This window comes from Anaerobacterium chartisolvens (genome assembly GCF_003337415.1).
Classification (GTDB): domain Bacteria; phylum Bacillota; class Clostridia; order Acetivibrionales; family DSM-27016; genus Anaerobacterium; species Anaerobacterium chartisolvens.
In genome coordinates this window covers 10,102-30,819 of sequence record NZ_QPJT01000025.1, presented here as the reverse complement: position 1 = coordinate 30,819, position 20,718 = coordinate 10,102, and the positions used below count along the sequence as shown (strand labels likewise).

The 20,718-nt window shown below is 46.8% G+C and carries 16 protein-coding genes; 3 read left to right on the top strand and 13 right to left on the bottom strand.

The features are described 5' to 3' along the window. Positions 1-6: 6 nt before the first annotated feature. The 3 genes from DFR58_RS17405 to DFR58_RS17395 are packed head-to-tail and all read left to right on the top strand — an operon-like array spanning position 7 to position 1,815. Complete coding sequence (locus tag DFR58_RS17405; RefSeq protein ID WP_114299134.1) at positions 7-609, top strand: Pvc16 family protein; 603 nt, start codon at positions 7-9, stop codon at positions 607-609. Beyond that, positions 569-1,399, top strand: coding sequence for a hypothetical protein (locus DFR58_RS17400; protein ID WP_114299133.1), 831 nt, complete (start codon positions 569-571; stop codon positions 1,397-1,399). Before DFR58_RS17405 ends, DFR58_RS17400 begins: the two co-directional genes overlap by 41 nt. A 29-nt stretch (positions 1,400-1,428) precedes the next feature. After that, complete coding sequence (locus DFR58_RS17395) at positions 1,429-1,815, top strand: DUF4280 domain-containing protein (protein WP_114299132.1); 387 nt, start codon at positions 1,429-1,431, stop codon at positions 1,813-1,815. An 8-nt stretch (positions 1,816-1,823) separates the two neighbouring features. Here the strand turns inward: DFR58_RS17395 and DFR58_RS17390 are convergent, their stop codons facing one another. The 13 genes from DFR58_RS17390 to DFR58_RS21955 form a co-directional block, all read right to left on the bottom strand. Beyond that, the gene (locus DFR58_RS17390; protein WP_114299131.1) at positions 1,824-2,690 is read right to left on the bottom strand and encodes a hypothetical protein; all 867 of its coding nucleotides are present in this window, start codon (positions 2,688-2,690) and stop codon (positions 1,824-1,826) included. Between the two features lie 297 nt (positions 2,691-2,987). Further along, positions 2,988-4,895: a DUF4135 domain-containing protein gene (locus DFR58_RS17385; RefSeq protein ID WP_114299130.1), complete on the bottom strand. Its 1,908-nt coding sequence runs from the start codon at positions 4,893-4,895 to the stop codon at positions 2,988-2,990. 285 nt (positions 4,896-5,180) lie between these two features. Beyond that, positions 5,181-7,259: an ATP-binding protein gene (locus tag DFR58_RS22430; RefSeq protein ID WP_114299129.1), complete on the bottom strand. Its 2,079-nt coding sequence runs from the start codon at positions 7,257-7,259 to the stop codon at positions 5,181-5,183. A 22-nt stretch (positions 7,260-7,281) separates the two neighbouring features. Further along, positions 7,282-7,527, bottom strand: coding sequence for a CPCC family cysteine-rich protein (locus tag DFR58_RS17375; protein WP_114299128.1), 246 nt, complete (start codon positions 7,525-7,527; stop codon positions 7,282-7,284). A gap of 20 nt (positions 7,528-7,547) precedes the next feature. Beyond that, complete coding sequence (locus DFR58_RS17370; protein WP_114299127.1) at positions 7,548-8,378, bottom strand: eCIS core domain-containing protein; 831 nt, start codon at positions 8,376-8,378, stop codon at positions 7,548-7,550. A 290-nt stretch (positions 8,379-8,668) separates the two neighbouring features. After that, positions 8,669-9,814: a phage tail protein gene (locus DFR58_RS17365; RefSeq protein ID WP_114299126.1), complete on the bottom strand. Its 1,146-nt coding sequence runs from the start codon at positions 9,812-9,814 to the stop codon at positions 8,669-8,671. Between the two features lie 11 nt (positions 9,815-9,825). Continuing rightward, positions 9,826-11,988 (bottom strand): baseplate J/gp47 family protein, encoded by a 2,163-nt coding sequence (locus DFR58_RS17360; RefSeq protein ID WP_170138207.1) that lies wholly within the window; start codon positions 11,986-11,988, stop codon positions 9,826-9,828. Between the two features lie 28 nt (positions 11,989-12,016). Next, entirely contained in the window at positions 12,017-15,034 is a 3,018-nt protein-coding gene (locus DFR58_RS17355; RefSeq protein ID WP_114299124.1) for a baseplate J/gp47 family protein, read from the bottom strand. A gap of 13 nt (positions 15,035-15,047) precedes the next feature. Then, positions 15,048-15,461 carry a GPW/gp25 family protein gene (locus DFR58_RS17350; RefSeq protein WP_114299123.1) on the bottom strand — a complete coding sequence of 138 codons (414 nt, stop codon included), beginning with the start codon at positions 15,459-15,461 and terminating at the stop codon, positions 15,048-15,050. Between the two features lie 24 nt (positions 15,462-15,485). Next, a complete protein-coding gene (locus DFR58_RS17345; protein WP_114299122.1) occupies positions 15,486-16,277 on the bottom strand; it encodes a phage baseplate assembly protein V in 792 nt (263 codons plus the stop codon). Then, positions 16,277-17,365, bottom strand: coding sequence for a phage late control D family protein (locus DFR58_RS17340; protein WP_147273202.1), 1,089 nt, complete (start codon positions 17,363-17,365; stop codon positions 16,277-16,279). The genes DFR58_RS17345 and DFR58_RS17340 overlap by 1 nt, the downstream gene beginning before the upstream one ends. A 39-nt stretch (positions 17,366-17,404) precedes the next feature. Continuing rightward, entirely contained in the window at positions 17,405-18,091 is a 687-nt protein-coding gene (locus DFR58_RS17335; protein ID WP_114299120.1) for a CIS tube protein, read from the bottom strand. 12 nt (positions 18,092-18,103) lie between these two features. Then, on the bottom strand, positions 18,104-20,718 hold a 2,615-nt coding region (locus DFR58_RS21955), incomplete at its 5' end, for a hypothetical protein (protein WP_170138206.1).

Below are 20,718 nucleotides of genomic sequence, written 5' to 3'. Positions count from 1 at the left end.
AAACTTATGGCAAATTACTCAATCATAGCGGATTTAGGAAACAGCATTGTAAAGCTTCTGCGCAAAAGCTTATGCCCCGAGCCGGTGCAGGCTCCTGAGTCCATTTTGTTATGCCCTGCCTTTGAAAAAGGAGATTATGTTGTGGGCGTACATCTTTATGACATTCAGGAGGATGGAGATTACCCCCGGCTTGAAATGATAAGCCTTGGCGAAAATGCAAGGCGTTTCCCTCCTATGGCTGTCACATTATTTTATATGCTGACTGTAAATTCCCAGTCTCATATATCATCAAAGTCGGTAGATGAACAGCGTATTCTGGGCAGAGTAATGCAGGTGCTTCATGACAGCCCTGTGTTTGAAATCTCGCATATACAACCCGGTGCCAATGCATCGGATGAGGTTATATCTCTGTCTCCCAATTTTTTATCCTTTGAGGATAAAAGCAGGCTGTGGAGCAGTTCGGGCTCAGGTGGCACCTCAAGGCTTGCACTGTACTATAAAGCCGCTCCCGTTCTGATTGACTCAACACGGGTTTCACATACAAGCCGTGTAACGGAGATAGGCTTAAATGTTCATGGAAAGGAGCTTAAAAATGGCTTGCCATATTAAAATGCTTCGCTCTGTCAGCGCGGTTTTCAGGCTGATAGACGATTTCACGGGAAAGGTATTGAATGACGCCTCCTTTTTCTTTTTAAGCAATGGAAAAAGAATTTCTCACATCAGAAAGCCCGAAGGTTTTTTTGTACTTGTTGATATGGAAGAGTCGCGGGATTTGCAAATCATAATCTGTTCCCGCTATTACTGTAATTATGTTATTTCCGGCCTTTCCGTCCCATCTGAAAGCAAAAGCATTATAACGGCAAGGCTCACTCCGGGACTGAATTATCCTGTCCCGCCGGGTGCTTCGGCATACAGTGCCTGTTTTACCCACAGCAGCGGAATCCCCGCCGCAAACCTTGCCATAGAGCTGTATGCACCCTTTAGGGACGGAGCTGTCAAATTAAAATCCATCAACACCTTGGACAATGAGGCATACGCTTCACTCTCGAATCCCTATGGCGTTGATTATACAGGCTTTACACTTGCGGTGCCTTCTCCTGACGAAGGCGATTCACCTCTTGTCTTCAGCCTTTCTTCCAGAAAGGACAGTACTGACTTCAGGATTGACAGGCCGCTTCGCAAGGTGCCTTCTTGCGGCTGTATGGTTAAACGCGTTTACTCCTCCGTTTGCGATTTTTTGGGGCGTGCTCTCATCCCCGTGGATTACATAGCGAGCCCTGAAAGCCCGGATGTCATGGAGGTTCAGCTTCATGCCTTTAACGGAGTGAACTCGTATTTTAGAGACATCTCCCTTTCACGGGGCTGTATAAAGCATTTTAATGAAGTTGTTGACTGGTAAAACATATTATTTAAGGAGGGCTATATAAAATGGGACTTTGTGTTTGCGGTGGTGCCAATATGAAATGCACCTTCGGGGCGGCTCCGTGTTCTCTAATGGTGCTTCCCGAGAATCAGGCAATGACCTCTCAGCCCATTGCCACTATTATGGATAATAAGCCTATGGTAAATATTCTCCCCTTTGGAATGTGCAGCAGCATGGCAAACCCCGCCGTTGCCGCGGCAACCTCCGCGGCAATGGGCGTGCTCACTCCCCAGCCTTGCATCCCGGTTACCACCGCTCCATGGGCTCCGGGAGCCCCTACTGTAATGGTGGGTAACAAGCCTGCGCTCAACAATTCCTCAAAGCTGATGTGCGCCTGGGGAGGAGTAATAGATTTTGTCTCACCCGGCCAGACCTCTATTCAGATGCCCTGACGGGCGGGTTATAAACCCGCCTGTTCCCGCACTAAATCAGCCTTACCGCTTTCACCGCAGCCTGCTTTAGCATTTTGCGCTTCATCCAGCCGCTCACTAAAACCTTCTCTCCATTTACCATATCCCGGCATATCCCCGGAGCACCCCAACGCCCTTATTCTGGCAAAAAACCTGCCGTCGCTTAAAGGGCTTGTGGCATACCTGTATCTCTGAAGCATAAGCCTTCTTATATAATCCTTTTTTCCTATAAGCTGTGTCAGAGCCTCCACCCTTGCCGCAAGCCTGCTTTCCCTTTTCCTCAGCCCCTCTGCGGTTTTATTCTGTCCCGCCCCCGCACCCTTCCTCTGTATTTCGGCGATTTCCCACCTAACCGCTTGAAGATGCTCTTTTTCTCCGGCAAGCTTTTTTCTTTCCGGCGTATCGTCGGCATAGGGACATGCCTGCTCCAGCATACGGCTTGTGCCGTCCCCCCGCATAAGCTTAAGTCTTGCGTCGGTCCATTTGCTGCTGGGGTCGGCCTCAACGGAGACAGCTCCCTCCTCAAGTCCTCCTGCAAGAAGTACATCGGCATCTGCCGTCCTCCTCTGCTTTTGCGCCGCCGCCCTGTTAAAAGCGCGCATATCCCCCTTAAGCTCACCCGACTGGCATGGACTGGAGGAGATTACCGTAAAGGACGTTCTTCTGCCCTCCAAATCGGCTTTTATTTCCTGACTCCCAAAGCGGTCGGACAGCTTCATAAGGGTTATTTCCTTTTTCTGTGAGCAATCCTCCTGTAAAAGGCTTTTTTTGTTCAGGATATGAGGAGCAAAAAAGCTTACCGGCTCCTCCATTCTCTTTCTTTGCCTTTCCTCATCCCGTTTGTAAAGACTTCCCATATACCGCCTGAACCTCCTCCCCATGCATTTTGCTCCGATTCTCCGTTAAATTAAGCAGTTACACCGGCTGATTCTATATAGGATGCGATAAAGATTTTACAATCATAGAGGATACAAATGTCTGCAGAAATTTTTAATAGCAACGAAAAAGTGCCTTGCGGGGAAAAGTCTCTTGGGTTTGTCAATCGGCATTTTTCTTAGAGGTATTCCTTATGGGTCAAATAAAAATTTCTTCCGGCAAGTTATATCCTCTATGTAAAATCTTTATCGTCACATATATATAGTGCAACAGAAGCATCAAATTTTCTCGGGGGACATGCCTTGGAGCTTTTTGCCCATCCTGTTCATAATTGCTTTTTTCATGTCGCCTCCAAGAGGAGATTTGCCTATTGCCACACCGTCCATATACAGTATTCCTTTATTTACATCCAATTCGAAAGCGGGTATGGTGCGTGCATCAAAGGCAGCCTTAATTCCTTCCGCCAGCAGCTTCTTATCTATTTCCATGCCCCCGCCCTTATCCTCTGTGTTGAATGCATACTCGCCATTATCTAAATCGTCACATACCTCCTTGCAAAGATCTTCAATCACAAGCTGTCTGATTTTCAGATCAGCCCCTATATAAGTATGCATCATATTCGCAAAATCCTTAGTGGACACTGGAACGACTCTTACCCTGTCCACCCCTGCCAGCACACCTCCAACACCCTTATCTACAAAATCTTTTTCCTCGAACCGCTTTTTGAGTCTTTGGAGCATAAAATTAAATCCTTCTTTATACTGCTTTCTGTATTTATTTTTATCTCCGTCCTGACTAAATGCTTGCGTTGACTTCTCAGGCTGTTCCCCTTTCTTTTGGGGCTGTATATCAAACATTGCAACGGGTTCCCGGAGGCCTATCGCAACCTGGCTGCCTGTCAGCGCGTCGCTTAATCCCGTGCCTCCGAAATACGCAAACGCACATTCCGCATCTATTATTACAGGCCCGCCGGCAGTGGGCATTATATTGTCCTGATGCAGGTCGGTGACTCCCATAACGCTGCCGGCACACTCCAGCATCCCCATTTTAAAGTAATACCTGCCGGCCTCCTCCTCGGTAAAGCTCCCCTTTTTGTTTACAAACTCCTCGGTATTGTCCTTGGGGTCTATCTCCATTACCGGAAGAGTATAATCGGAATTTTTCTCATTTCCGTTTATCAGTGCCAGCATCCCGTGCGCTCCTGTCAGCGCATTGTCCACCGCCATTGACCTCGGCTTGTATACCCTTTTTTCACCATTCTCCTTATCGACAAGGAACAGAGCATGCTTCCCTCCCTCATGCGGATCCGAGCCTGTGGGCTCAATTTCATACTTCCCCTTGTGTCTGGACTCAATGTCGATATATGCTTTTTTTACGAAGATTGTCATCTTTTTCATACGCTCCACAAATGCCTCTGTATAAACCTGTGAATCCTCTCCGTTCTGAGCACCCTTATCCAGAAGGCTCTTATTTACATTTACCAGCGCGCCCTCCACCACCTTGCCAACGCCGTCAACAGTACAGCAGGCTTGCAGCTCCAACATGCAGCCCAAAACGACCGCCCTCTGCTTTCCGTCCAAAGCCTTCATTATTCCCGCAAGTGAGGTAAACTCCTTCTTTCCCTTGCTTATATCAAACAGCTCGGTATCGGAAAACATCCCTGCCACATCCTTGGCCCCTTTTATATTGTTGTCGCCACCCTTGCCGATCTGGGCCTGCATCATAGTCAATACGGAATTTATAACATCTCCAGGCTCAGACACTCCTGCATCATACTGGGCCTTTATCATATCCAATACCGAGTTTATAATATTGTGCGGCTCCGATGAGCCGAACATATTCCACATGGAGGTATAAATGTAATAGCTATTCTCTATGGGATTTACTATCTTCAGCAAAGCACTCACGACTTCTTTTGTAATTGCTTCTTTAGGGCAGCCCCTGTCACCTGCCATTTTTATGATATCCTCTTGTGTAAAGGGCTTTCTCTGCACCACGCCTGCATCACCCTTTAAATGAGTAAAGGATGGCGTCAAAACCCGCGGAGGCTCCGTCATGCCGCCGTCTTTTGCGCCGGCAGCCGCCCTTCCCTTCCTCTGAACAGCCGGAAGCACCTCCTGCGTGGCATAAATCCCCTCTTCTTCTGTATATTTATCATGGGAGTGCTTTGAAATTTGTCCGTACATGTCTTACCCTCCATTCATCTGAGACAAGGAGCATTCAGACTGTGTGAAAACGCTGAACCTGCGAGAAAAATTGCAGCCCGCCACCGCTGCGGCATCATGGGGTACGGTTCGTCCGCTTTCCCTTCGGTCCTTCGCTACGCTTTAGGAAGCGTACGAATCCGTCCCCAAGATTCCTCCGCTACATTTTTGCAAGAATTATAGCTTGAAATTTCACTCAAAATAGTTTTCACACAGTCTGCATTGTCCCTGTCCATTACAAATTTGGCAGGCTATCTTCTGCGTGATCTAAAGCAAATCCCCATATCCGCCCAGATCCTGCCTCACGACAACCTTTCCCGCTTTTGCCAACTCATTTTTAAGAGCCTTCATCATATGCTTCATTTCAACACACCGGCCTTCTGCGGCGGCAAGAAAGCTCGCCGCTACCGCAATGTTTTTTACACTGCTGCCTGAAATTTCAAAGCGCTCCGCCATAAAATCCAGATCAACATCAGGGCCAAGGGGCAGCCGTTTGGGAAATACCTCCTCCCAAAGCCTCCTTCGGGTGCTTTGATCCGGCATGGGAAAATGGATCATAAACTTAAATCTCCTGCGGTAAGCCTCATCAAAATTTTGCAGAAGATTGGTTGCAAGCACGGTTATTCCCTCATGCTCCTCCATTTTTTGCAGGAGATAGGAGGTTTCCATATTTGCATATCTGTCATGGGAATCCCGTACCTCTCCCCTTTTTCCAAACAGTGCGTCCGCCTCGTCAAAAAACAGAATAGCGCTTGTATTCGACGCCTCGTCGAAAACCTCCTTTAAATTTTTCTCAGTTTCTCCTATGTATTTGCTTACCATCTGAGACAGGTCAATCCTGTATATTTCAAGGCCCAGCTCATTGGCCAGCACCTGCGCTCCCATTGTCTTACCTGTTCCCGGAGGCCCATAAAAAAGAATACTTAAGCCTCTTCCGTAAGGAAGCTTTTTATCGAACCCCCATCGGTCAAGTACAACATGCCTGTATTTAATATGGTTACAGGCATCCAAAAGCATGTTCTTCTGCTCTATGGGCAGTATAAGATCCTCCCATGCAAAGGCGGGCTTAAGTCTTGAAGCCTTACTCTCGAGGCCGTTTGAGGACTGGCGTATACATGCCTTATAAAGCATTCCGCTGCCAACAGCTTCTCCGGCGGCCCGGGCTTCAGATATTGCCTCTCTTATGGCCCTCTCAATCATACCGGGAGTAAAATTAAATTTGTTTGACAGCTCTGTAAGGTCAACACAAGGATCAAGCATAGCACCTTCCGCCAGCCTTCTCCAAAGCTCAATCCTTTTTTCCCCTCCGGGTATGTCAATCGGCAGTGCTATCGTAGTGTATGCAGTACTCCCCGACTCCGGCCTCCACTCCCTTGAGGACAGTATAAACAAGGCATCCACATTATCGGCAAGCCTGCTTAAAACATGGCTTGCCGCATTCTCATCACCGCCCTCAAGCAGCTCAAAATTGTACAGGCACAGTATGGCCTTATACAGTATGCTGTAAAAAATGATATTTTTAGCAATATCAACAGTATTATTTATTTGCTTTTTCAGCACTGAGGCATCGCACCACAGCACAGGCATATTAATATGTCTGGCGGCATGTCTTACATGAAGCCTCTTGCCCGCTCCCGAAGGCCCGTAAAGGCACAATGCCGTTTTCCCAGCCCGAGCGTCCTCCGATAAGCTGTCAAGAATGGAGCATATTTTGTCTTGTATCTCCTCCCCTAAATAAAGCGTGGGGAGATTGCTGGGAAACTCAAGCCGGAGGCCATACTCAGGAAAGCTGTTTTCGGAATCCCTTGCGGTCAGAAAGTCAAACACCTTATCACTCAGACGTATAATGCGTGAAAGCCTTGACACAGAGGAATTTTCCTTAATATCCTCCAGTATGTACTTAAAGAAAACCCTCGACGGCATCAGCACCCCTCCGGCCGGAAGCTCCCAAAGCAGGCGGTACAGCCTTGAAGCGAGCCCCACTGTGGCAAGCGCTTGGGAGGTATTGTCGTGAAGCTGTCCATACGCCCTTTCATACTTGCCGTCCAGCTCGGGCAGAAGTGCCAAAAACATGCAGAATTTTTCAAAGCCCGACAGTCCAAAGGCCTCGGCAATATGCTCCGCGGGAAGAAAGATCCCTTCCCTTGCAGATGCCTCCTCCCTTTCGGCAATATGTCCCGTGGCCTTAAGCAGGGCAGTTCTTGCCGACGAATCCGCCTTTACACACTCCGGCACCGCCAGAAAGGCCATATCCACCGCAAGCATGTAGTCCCCTGCCTGATCCTCCCAGCCCCTGTAAGGCTTACCCGTATTTTTTCCGTCAAAAAAGTCCTCATAGCAAAGCATTGTTAAAGCTCCATTTCCTTTATTAACAAATCTCGTCCTCCGACGGCTTACGGACGTCTTCTAAAAATTCTTCCGAAATCGCGCCTATTTTTTTGTAATTTTCCCGCGCCTCCTTCAAGCTGATATTATTTGCTCCATCCGGGTAATCCGGATCCTCAAACTGTACATTATCATCTTCCCAATAGCAAACAGGACAAATTTCAAATGTTCCGGGGGGCTCACTGCCCAACGTCCGATTTCCGCAACAAACACATTTATACTTTTCCATTTAGAATAATCCTCCCTGTTTTATTGTTTATTATAATAGTTTAACCCACCTGACGGTTTAAAGTAAGTCCTTATTTCCTTTGAACCACTTAATATAGCAAATTCATTAGTCGTCGGATTGTAAAAAACCGTGTCCCCATCGGCTCTTTGTTTTGATAAAACACCGCTTCCCGGGCTTGAGCCGACCAAGCTCTGTGCACCGCTTAAATACTGGTCCTGTGTAACACTCCCAAACTCAGCGACATGCTTTTTGTAGTGGGAATCAAATAATGTCTGGGTAGCAAAAACAGGCGACGTCGTGATCCCTGTTTTACCCTTTCCGCAGAGCTGCACCATAACGGCACTGTCGGGATCAAGCTTTCTCTGTACCCCTTCTGAAGAGGGCTCCCCCAAATCACCCTCCAAATGTGTGAAGGATGTCCTTAAGGCCCGGGTATTGGATTCCAGTGCGGCAAAATTATCTGCCTCACTCTCCAACCGCGGGTCACTGTTTATGTTAACTCCTCCCACCTGAGTATACGAATTAACCCTTCCCTGCCTCTGCTGTATAACATGGGACAGCTCATGGGACAGATGCTTCTCCTGCCCCGGCCCTAAGTGTATTTCGCTCCCCTGCGCATACGCAAGAGCACCCATAGCGGCGGGCCTGCCGGAATTGTAATGCACGCTGACATCATCCAGCGCAATGCCCGACATGCCCTCATACTGAGACATCATCTGCGAAGGCAGCCCCGATGCAAAGCCCGAATTGCCTTCGCTCTTTTTCTGGATCGGAGGAAGCTGCTGCCCGGCATCATGAAAAATATCATCCTGCTGCTTACCGCTTCCTCCATGTGAAGCCTTCTTGTACATATTCACCCTCCCCTCTTTTTAACCTTATATAAATTAGGATACAAACTCTCTAAAAAGGATGTAAAATAATATCCGGAATAATAATTTCCCCGGAATGCGTGACCGGGATATGATTTAATCCAACCAAAATCACAAGCGCCTTCTACATGTATACATGCTTCTATAGTTAGAGTAGAAATTATTCTGGAGGATATTATTTTACATCCTCCGTTATCCTATATGTAAAAGGTTAAACTATATAACGTCAACGTTAAGGTCTTAACGCAAGCGTTAAGGTCTTAACATAAACGTTAAGCATTAAGATAAAACCCTCCGTCCATTGTTGTATTTTCACCTATAGAACCGGCGGTGTGCATATGAAGCCTTGAGTTAATGCCCATATAGCTGTGCATATCCAGTCTTATCCCTTGCTTAAGCACAATAATCCGCGCAACAGTATGCGAAGGTCTTACCTTCTCTATAAGGCATGAAAGCTCCTCAAGCTTTCCACCCCGTTCAAATACCTCCTGATTTTTAAGCACAATGCAAAAGGTATGCGGATTGTCGGTGTACAGCCTGTGATAAAGCAGCTCTCTTTCCCTGTTGCCTTTGGCATATCCCCTAAGCTCAAAAAACTCTATAATATACGGCTCCTCTCCGGTATAAAGCCTCACCATGTCAATTATGCTCCATACGGTACCCTTTGCTTTGTTCAGCGTCAAAGCGTTTTTAACAATATACTTAAATTGAGTGGTGTCTAGTATAGCCCCTTCATTATTTACTCCAAGCCATGAGGCAAGGTAATCCAAAAATCCGCCCGACACCGCATCGGCATCCAGCAGCATGGGAAGCCTGTCTATGCTTCTCTCCATATCGGTATATACCGACTGGAATACCGCTAGATATCGCGTTAAAAAATCGCTGTCCTTTTGGTATATTTCGGGAAGGTACTCAATAAATGATTTTTGGGGAAATTCAATGTGTATGCTTTTAAATACAACCTCCCCCTCGCCTGTATCAATAGCCTTAAGGCAGATCCAGATATACCTTCCTTTAAGCCTGTGCAAAAGGATGTCGGAAAGCCTTTCACAGCGTATACTGTCTTTCCCTTCAAACAGCTCCTGCTTTTCCCCTGTGTCCACCTCCGGCTCTGCAAGAAAATCATCCACCTGTATAAGCCCGCCCCTGTAAGACATATAAGCGTTATCCGAGGCCCTTATTCTTATTTGTATATTTGAGTGCTGAGAATATACCGCGTTAATCACCATTCTGTTATAGGTCATTTCACTTTCAAGCATATCCACCGACCTGCTGAAAAAAATGCCCTTCCTTATGCTGCTTTCCAATACCATACACCCGGAGGAATCCACAATAAAGTTATCCCGGAAGCCGGCTCTCCACAAATCGCCCGCAAGAGTCATTTTTTTCAGTTCGTTGTCCGTATATGCACCCTCCATATGTATTCCCCCTATTCCTTAATTTCAATATCAATCACCTCGGGGTAGATGAGTCCATGGGGAGGTATTTCAATATCTCCACCATATTTTTTGATTACATCTGCCCCACGGGGTTCAATTGAAAGAGCTATAATATGCTTTACACAGTCCATAAGCTCAAGCCTTCCGTATATATCGCCGTACTCAATGCTTTGCCCGAAATCCCTTCCCCCCTGCACAGCATCCAGCTCCTTCCTTAAAAAATCCTCCAGACGTTTTTGTATGTCCTTATAATAAGGCTTCACCTCAACCACACATGAAACATGAATACCTATATACCTTGGGGGAATTACATGCACCTCGGTAGTAATAAGCCTGTGCCTGTCTAAATGTCTTTTTATATTGTAAAGATACGCCTCATTGAGCTCCGGCCTGAGGGTGTAATCAGAGTAGGGTTTTACCGCTATAGTTATGCAGCTTCCCGATTCTTCTTTAACCAGATATCCCATTTCGGGCCTGTAGCCCGGTATAGCTCTGGCCTTGCAGATGATAAGGCCGGGGGTGTTCATAACCATATTCTCATAATCCCCGGCAGTCACGGCTCTGCTCTCCCTTCCAAACCCTTCCTTAAGCCTTAAAAGTGCCTCTTCAGTGGATTCTTCATCCATTCCTCCCTCGGCGGATCTTTTATTCGTCGCCACAACCCCTTTTAGAATACCCTCCATATCGGTTCCGCCGGTGCATACCCGGTTTATCCTGCCGTCCTTTATATTGCCCCTGAGACCACTCGACTGCCGGCATGAAATAATACTTATATTGTCGATCCCTTTGCATGGAATCGCCCCATTTTCCCCATCTCCAAAAGTAATCCGCCCGCTCCCGGCATCCAGACTATAGCTCCTGTCTCCAGAGCCTTGCATCAGTAAATCCTCTGTTTTTACCCAATCCTGCCATAGCATTCCGTCTCCTGACGGAACTCCTATTTGCAGCTCAAAGCTTTCGTATACTATCCCCTCAACACCTATTGAATACTTTTGTCCCGGATAGCCAGTACTGCCTGCAACAATGCTTTTGTCAGCCATTTCATTGCTTGTGTAAATAACGCGGATGTTGCGCACTCCGGCAGGCGGCACGCTTCCGTTTTCATCCGGCATAACAACAACAGCTCTGAACCACCCGTCTTCATTGTTTTCAACATAAAAGCTGTGCCACGTATACCACAGGCCATCCTTCCCAAGCACCTGTATTTCTGGGCTGCACGTAATTGAAAGAAAGCTGTCCATCCACAAACTCTGCCTGTCCGTGCCCGTCCCATCGAAATAAACAGCTTCACTTAATGTATTTTGTTGTATTACCGGCACAGAGTGAATGGATATTCTTTCAAGCCTTGGAGCTGTGTCGTAGCTGCATGAGTTAAGGATACACTTTACCCAGTAAAGCTCATGGGGGCATTCTCCCTGTACAGACGCTTCGATATCCTCATCCATCGTAAGCTCAATATAGCCATCCCTTATAATTCCAAGGGTTTCGTCCCTTATAACGGTGGCATCCTCCCACCTGCCGTCTGTCCAATACCGCCACTTGAGCCGGGCAAGAGGATACATTTCCTCTCCGTTTTCCGCATTTCGTTTTAGCCCCTTTTTTTCAACCAGCTGTATATGCAAAAGCAATGGGCTGTTTGCCGGAAGAGCTTTTTTAAAGCCTATGAGAAGCTCACTTTCATTTTGGGGCTTTTCTCCGAAGGCATACTCGGATAAGCCGTCTCTTTCCGCAAGTATATGTGTAATGTCCTCCCACCTGACTCCCCGGAACGACTGCAGGCATTCAATTGTGTTTGCCGGGAGGAAGAACGGTCTTTCCGTTTCAAACACCACACCCTGTGCGTCAAATTTAGTTCCTCGCGGGAGAATAATGTCCCCTTCAACATCTCTTAAATACACGTCGGTATGCGCGCTCTGAGCCTTTCTTGGCATGTGATTTAACAGCTTGAGGTACTTAACGGTATGCACATCCCCAATGCCGTCAAGGTAAAACTGCTGCATTTCCTTGAGCCATGATAAAAGCTGCAGAATAGTAATTCCCGGATCATGATAGTTAAAATCCGTCCATTCCAATGTCAAACCGGGAATCTGGCGTCTGGCATCTCCAAAAATCTCTTCAAAGGATTCATCATCAAGCCTTGGTAAAGGGAGCATTATATCCCTCCTTTCAGTTTCCTTAATTTTATCCGTAAATAACTGTAACCTCATGCTGTCCGTTAATCCCCATATAAAAGGGGTTGTACGCAAGATCAGCCATATGGGTTTCCACCCCGGCCGCATCCTCCGCATCCGAAACAGTTAAAATCAGCCTTTCTATACTCCCCTCGATATCCATTGATTTAACATAGGAAAAAATCTGTGCCCTGTTGGGAAGCTCTCCTATATTCCACCCGCAGTTATTAAAATTGCCCTTTACTGGATCTATAAACCCCATTATTTTTTCTTTTACCCTGCGCTGAATTTCATATATATTTTCCGCCGTTTTAACCTTGAACCAAAGCTTGGCAGACACCTTAAGAAATACAGGCTTAACTACCCGGATTCTTCCATTGCAAAGGGTGCAGCTTGCCTTGTCGCGCAAAAAGCTCTCTATGCTCTCTTTCTGTGCCAAAAACGCGCTGTGGCAATTATCAAACTCCTCCATTAAAACGGCTACCGTAACCTGCCCGGGACTAAATACCCCTTCTCTATTTATATTGGATACACATTTCACCCTTGCAATACTTCTTGAGGCTTCCATTGCAAGGGCTTCAAAATCCTCCTCGGTCACCGCACGGCCTCCGTGCTTTAAAATGTTTGCTCCGCGCCTCACAGCGGCGTCAACATCCTCGCAGTTGCTTCCTCCATGAGTGGAAGCAGGATTATATACCCTGCCTATAAACCTCATTGCATCCGCCATTCGGTCAATGCTGCCGGGAGAAAGGTTTCCGCTTTTTCCTCCGCCCGAACTGTAAAGTACTCTGATTGCCTCATCATAGCGTTTCTGCGGAATCATGCCCTTCTTGCCGTCTCCAAAGAGTATTTCCCCTGTTATTCTGTCAACAATGTAATGCCTGTCACCGGGCCGTGAGCCTATAAAGCTGTCCACCTCATCCCACGCCCTCCATACTCCGCTGACATTTCCCTGAGAATCCTTTTTTATCTCTATATCATGTCTGCGCACAGCATCCAAATATTCGTCCGATGATGGGCTTAAGGAAGCCCCCTGCTCATTCACCATTACCTTTAGGCTAATAATGTTTTTCCGTGAAAGCCTTATTGAAAAACCGGGCTTTTTTTCCTCAACAAAGAATATCTCCTCTTCCATGGTTTCCTCATTAAGAACCTCGACGGAATTTATATAAATGCCCTGTACGGAAGGAACCCTCCTTGAACTTACATTCTCATTATCTGCATCTGTTATTCGCAGCCAGAAGCATTTTCTCCCGAATATTTCAGTATCCGCAAAGTCCTCCGGTATAATTAGCGTCACAATACCGGGATCTGAAAAGCCCCCTGTTGTGTCGGACAATTTAAATTCCTTCCATTTGCCCGCAGAGGAATAATATTCCCATTCCAGCACGGGCACGCCTCCGGTTTCGCCGGAGCTTTTGCCGTCACTTGCCGACTTACCGTCTATATTAAAATATATGCTGATGGGAGACCCCTCGGGATATCGGTCAAACCCAATGTAAAGCACATTTTTACCCTGTCCGCCTCTAAACAGCACCGCTCCGCTCCCGCTTGCCAAAGACTGTGTTATATCCTGGTTAACAGTATTGTTCCACGCAAGCGCTCTTTCAGGCAAAAGTCCGCTGCCCTCATAGCAGTACTCAATGCGAAGTCCGGAAATAACAGGTGCATAATGGCGGCAGTTGGTTTGAAATATGTTTTTGGAGGAAACAAGCCTCATTCTTATCCAGTGCGTATCATAGGCATTCACAGGAATAGCCCGTATACTTTCGGGGCACCTGAAGGAAAGCTTGATTTCACCTGATCGGCTGTTATTAAATACAGTTTCCGCGCCTCCGTCCAAATCAAGCCTCGCCCAGCCCAGACCGTTCCAATATTCCCATATTACCCTGTCGCATACCACGGGAAGCTTTTCGATGTAATATGCCTCCTCGGGCTTTTTCATAATCAGCTTCCATTCCACCGGGGGCACAGGCAAAATAAACTCCTTTTCCAATTCGGTATAGGACAGGGTAAAGCATAGAGTTACTTTTGCGTTGGCCTTTGAAAACGCCTCTCTGCACGCGATATAGCATTCTCTGTAAAGAGACAGTTCCTCTCCGAAGGGCTGGAATTTTTCTATGGCCTGTTCAGTATCATCTGCATAAATGACCTCGGGAGAAATGTCCTCCTTAAGGGTTTTTATTCTAAGGCTTTTAATTCCCAGAGGCTCCATGTCCTTCATGCCGACTGCTTCACAGCCAATCCAGCAGCTCCTGTACCCCTCATATTCCTCCTCGGCAATTGAGACATTGTCCCCCTTAAGTACAATAAAATCCTCCTCAATTCCCGCATAATCAAACGGCTTCCATTCCCCTGAGCAATAGTAGAGCCATCTCATTCGGCGGCTGTCTGAAATGCACTCCATAAGCTTATTGCCTATGCCGCCTTCGCTGTGCTGGAATGCAAGCCTTATACCGCAGCTTCCATTTACGTTTAAAACAAATCTATGACAAAAAGCAAAAAAATGCTTTTGTATATTCTCACCGCAATTTATATCAAACAGGCTTATTCTCTTTGCCGTTATATCCTCGTTTCCGCCATATGCCACAGCGATGCTGTCATTGGCAGGAGAGTGATAAATAATACCTGAAATTTTGGCAGGAGTAACAAATACGCTCCTCTGAGTTTCAAAAATAACACTGCCTCCCGCACCCCCGGTGCCGGCAATCAGCTTTGTTTTAGACGGAACATATACCCCCGTTATAAAATCCGCCGACTGCTCGAAGCATACCACTCCTTTTGCAGGCACCGACGGCTTTATTGCTATGTCGAGATTGTTTAAGAATGCGATATGATGCTTATAAAGCACATTATTATATCTTTTTACCGTGCCCTCAAACATATCCGCAAAAATCATGGCAATAACCGAGCCTATATCGGGGTTTTCCTCGGTAAACCTCCACTCGGGAAGGTAGCTGCGGGCCAGCTCGGATATCTTTTCAATAATATCCCTTTTAGTCCTTCTATCAATATCCGGTACATTCAAAGCTCCCTACCCCCTATTTCTCCCCTATTCCTTCATTTATATAAAAAGGGTACACAAGATTAAAAGGATTATTGGTAGCTCTGGCTTCATACTTTATATGAATATTTATTTTATTCGCTTCCAACGCGTCCTGTAAAATCTCCACTTCCAGATTAATAATACGTGGCTCCCACTGTATTAATGCATCCCTTACATCCTGCTTTAAAAGGTTCAATACGGTAAAATCCTTCTGAGAAAACACATACTCATGTATATTGGAGCCAAATTCCGGCATCATAACCCTCTCATGATATTTTGTCATGAGAATAAGATATATGGCCTCCTTAATATCCTCCTCATATTCAACCGTTTTAAATCTGCCTGTGATACTGTCTATAGAGGGAGGGAACTTCCATCCCCTTCCTAAAAAGCCATTAGTGTCAGCCATAGCTTAAAAACCCACCTCCACGCACTAATTTATCTTAACCAGCGAGCCCTTAAGGTTCGCCACACCGTCAGATTTAAGATTCAATACATTTGAGGCTTTTACATTCAGCATACCCGCTTCTATGTCCAGCGACTGAGCCTTTAATTTAATGGAATTGCTTCCCTCAATTTTTATGGCGTCACTCTTTACAGCTATGCTGTTTGAATCCCCCTGAATATTGATTTTGGAAGAATTACTGGTGAGCAGCACTCCGTTTTCCGCTTTAATGCTTACCTTACCCTTTTCAACATCAATCTCAACACAATTCTTTTTATCCTTATCGGTCACAGTCATTGTATTTTTCTCATCATCCATACGTATATTAAGCCCCTTTGGGGTTTTTACATCAATATACTGCTTGCCATCCTCATCATAAAAGGTTACCTCATGTCCCCCACGGGTATTAAAGCCCTTTATATTGTTATTCTCATTAAAAGCCTTTTTGTGGAATTTATCATCCGTCTTGTAAATACTTCCTATGACATAGGGCCTGTTTATATTTCCCTGTTCAAATATTACAAGCACCTCATCGCCAACCTCGGGCAGGGCATACATTCCCCACTGGCTTCCGCCGTACATAACGGCAACCCTCATCCAGTCGGATATATTGCGCTTTGCCTCTCTGACGAGAAGCTCCACCTTAATCATTCCGGGAAAATCCTTATTGTTGTTTTCCATAACCACGCCTATCATTACGCCGTGTATTACAGGCTCTCCCGCCTCATTTCTGGAATCTCTCCGTTCAATTGCATCATCCAGCAAATCATAAATCCCCATTAATCACCCAACCTCGCTTCAATTAACGTTGAAAAAAAAGACTCGTTTATGCTATGGGTAACCCGTAAAATATAATAATCGCCATCCAGATCGCTTCCCAGCTTTTTAACATTTATAAACCTTCCGGGCACAATCTCGGGAATTCCTATGCACTCTATATTTGCCGTAACATAGCTCTGGTTAAGCTTCTTCAAAAGCACCTCTGCTCTCTCCTGTGCCTCCTGCTCCGAGCCAACAGAGGAATCGACAACAACCTTTTTCAGCTTCTGCAAGGCTTTCTTTGCAGACGGCCCCTTGCTCATCTGAACATTTGACGTCGCAATGCCCGATATCATCTTTCCCTTGTCCACATCAGCGCTTCTTACCTCCAGCTCCAGCACCTGTCCCTCAAGAGATGCTCTTCTTTCAAAGCTCAAAATATTATATCCCCATTCCAGGCTGATTACAGCAGCCTTTAACGGCATGGGCTTACGGAAATAGACCTTTCCCTGGCACACAAAAAACTCATAATTTATCCTTGCCGCAAGCCGTACAAGAAAATCGAAATCACTTTCTCCCGCTACTTCTATCTTTCTTTCGGGTGTACTAATGGAATCAACCTGTGTTCCCTCGCAAAAATTATTATAAGCCTGATTTCCCAATATACTGGAAACCACGTCATCCAGCTTATTTTCAGTACGCTGCTCGGTAGTTCTGGTATTCATCATTATGCCCTTGACATCGGTGCATTCAACCCTTATTCCGGCAGCCTCATTCCCCATACGCAGCACCACACCGGAAATATATCCCTTAAACACATTTACCGTTTTAATATATCCCGCATCAATACTTACCTTCTTGCCGAGCTGAAAAAACTTCTCCATAATCTGGGGATTAAAGCGTCTGTTTGCAATATCATACGCTCCAAAAACCTCAAGCACACAGCCGCTTGCCTCATTTTCGCACGTAAGATCTATCTTAAGCTCCCTCACAACCAGTGACTCGGCAGACAGTAAATCGTTTCCGTCTATGCTGATCTTATAAGTGGGCACTTTAAAATCACCATATTTTGAAGACAGATTTTCAAAGGTATATTTATCATTCGTCATTAAGCTTTGGCCCGACATTCAAATTCCACCCTCCCGCCTTTAAGTTATGGAAGGCACCTTTAGCACCATGCCGTGTTCAACCTTTCTTGGGTTTAAAATACCGTTTTCCCTTGCAATGACCCTCCACATAGAGGGATCTCCATATTCCTCGCCGGCCATATTCCACAGTTGATCCATTCCTCTCAAGGATCGCTGCTTTGTCCTGTCGGGAGAATGAAGCACAGTTTTTTTTGCATTATTTGCCGCTTCCTTAATACCCTTAAAGCTGACGGTAAGCTTTGCCCTCACAGGCTTGCCACTGGGCAAAAACATGGTATAGGTTTCCTGAACCGACTCTATCACAGCATTAAAGCTCAAGGAGCCCCAGGCGAACACCACTCTTGGAGGGCAATGAGTTTCAGAGTCTATCTTCATGAGATCTGTGATTTTGTCGGTATAGAGCCTTACATCCTCTCTGTCTCCCGAAATGGAATCCTTTACTGTTTGCATAGAATCTGTCTGGGTATTTTTAAGGGGAATTTGGGTATAAGTATCAAAGTACAGCGTCATATTAAGGCTGCTTGTGCCGCCTCCTATGAACTGCAGCATAAGATTATCCGTTCCCGGTGCAATTTGGGCACGGTACGAGTTATTGGTGGATATAACATATTCACTGGGATTAAACAGCACCTTTACCTCTTCTTTAAGGTTCTTACCGTATTTTATAACCGCCTTTTCCAGCCCCATTTTATCCTCCCCCTATCGGAACAGTCCTCTTCTCTGTCTTTCAATTCTCAGTCTTTCCTCAAGTCTTTTATAAATCTGATCCGCCAATTTTGAAATATCGGGCTTATCACTCTGTATTTCAATTTCGCCTGCTCTTACAAGATCCTCCCGGCTTTCGTTGATAACCTTTATTTTAGTAGTACCTGCCTCTTTGGAATGCTTCAGCTCTCCGGGAGAATTTTCCTCAGTCCTTGAGCTTATAAAAGCATTATCATTTTTAGCGCCTGCTTTTTCTATGGGCAGCGGGCTGCTCCTTAAAACAAGCTCAGAAGGCGCTTGCTCATTAGCTTTAACGGGAGCTGACCCGCGTTGGTTTATCCTCTGCACTATTGCGGCAGAGGAACGCGTCCCCGCACTGCCTCCGCCAATTTTTTTATAAGCGTCAAGGGTTACGAACTTACTTAAAACGCCCTTCACAAAGCCTGATTTATTGGCAGGGAACGCCCCCTGTGGCGTTCCGACATCGGAGCGTGCCCCAAAGCGGGCAAAGTGGGGACGCTCCTTCACAACAACCAAATCCGCCTCTGCCGTCCGCATGTGCCCCGATTCGTACACTTCCCATGCTTCACCCGCGTTATGCTGCCTTAAAAGCATTCCTCCATGCCGTACAAAGGGCCAATACTTACCCGACAATGCCTGAATGTGTGAATGTCCTTGAACTTCTGGGAGAGCTGCGTCACTCGTAAGAGCCATGGTATCTGTCAGATCTATAGTGCCCGTTAAAGCCGTGGCTGCCGTCCGCTGAGGAAGCATGGTGTACCTCTCCTCTGCTTTCCCTGTGTTCCTTCTCTGCGCTATTGCAGCAGAGGAACCCATCCTCAGACTTCCTCCGTCGATTTTTTTATAAGCGTCAAGAGTTACCAGCTTACTTAAAATGCCCTTCACAAAGCCTGATTTGTTGGCAGCAACATCCCCTTGCGGTGTTATCAAGTGAAGATGCGTCCCCATTCTATTTGTAGGGAACGCCCCCCGTGGCGTCCCGACTCCGGAGCGTGCCCCAAAGCGGGAACGGTCCCCCACAAAGTGGGGACGCTCCTCAACAACAACCAAATCCGTCTCTGCCTTCCGTATGCCCCCGTCCTCGTGACCCGATTCGTACATTTTCCATGCTTCACCTGCGTTATGCTGCCTTAAAAGCATTCCGCCATGCCGTGCAAAGGGCCAATACTTACCAGACAATGCCTGAGTGTGTAAATGTCCTTGAACTGCCGGGTAAGCTGCATCACTCGTCAGAGCCATGGTATCTATCAGATCTACAGTACCCGTTAAGGCTGCAGCCACCGTCTGCTGCGGAAGCACGCTGTACCTCTCCTCATCTGCTTTACCTGCGTTCCTTCGCTGCACTATTGCAGCAGAGGAACGCATCCGAAGTCTTGCTCCGCTGGTTTTGGGGTAAGTGTCAAGGGTTACCAGCTTACTTAAAATGCGCTTTACAAAGCCTGATTTGTTGGCAGCAACATCCCCTTGTGGTGTTATCAAGTGAAGAAGCGTCCCCATTCTATTTGTAGGGAACGCCCCCCGTGGCGTTCCGACCTCGGAGCGTGCCCCAAAGTGGGGACGGTCCTCAACAACAACCAAATCCGTCTCTGCCTTCCGCTGCGGAAGCACGCTGTACCGCTCCGCCTCTGCTTTTCCTGCAGTGCTTCTCTGCACTATTGCAGCAGAGGAGTGCATTCCCAGACTTCCTCCACTGGTTTTTGCATAAGCGCCAAGAGCTACCAGCTTACTTAAAATGCCCTTCACAAGGCCTGATTTATTGGCAGCAACATCCCCCTGCGGTTTTATCAAGTGAAGAAGCGTCCCCATTCTATTTGTAGGGAACGCCCCCCGTGGCGTTCCGACCTCGGAGCGTGCCCCAAAGCGGGGACAGTCCCCCACAAAGTGGGGACGCTCCTCAACAACAACCAAATCCGCCTCTGCCGTCCGTATGCGCCCGGCCTCGTGCCCAGATTGATACACTTCCCATGCTTCACCTGCATTATGCCGCCTTAAAAGCATTTCGTCATGCTGTGCAAATGTCCAATACTTACCCGACAATTCGTGAGTATATGAATGTCCTTGAACTGCCGGGTAAGCTGCGTCACTCGTCAGAGCCATGGTATCTATCAGATCTACAGTACCCGTTAAGGCTGCGGCCACCGTCTGCTGCGGAAGCACGCTGTACCTCTCATCCTCTGCTTTACCTGCGTTCTTTCGCTGCACTATTGCAGCAGAGGAACGCATCCCCAGACTCACTCCGCCGATTTTTTTATAAGCGTCAAGGGTTACCATCTTACTTAAAATGCCCTTTACAAAGCCTGATTTGTTGGCAGCAACCTTACCTTGTGGTGTTATCAAATGAAGGAGCATCCCCATTCTATTTGTAGGGAACGCCCCCCGTGGCGTTCCGACTCCAGAGCGTGCCCCAAAGTGGGGACGCTCCTTAAAAACAACCGAAGCCGCCTCTGCCGTCCGTATGAGCCCGGCCTCGTACCCAGCTTGATACACTTCCCATGCTTCACCTGCATTATGCCGCCTTAAAAGCATTTCGTCATGCTGTGCAAATGTCCAATACTTACCCGACAATTCGTGAGTATATGAATGTCCTC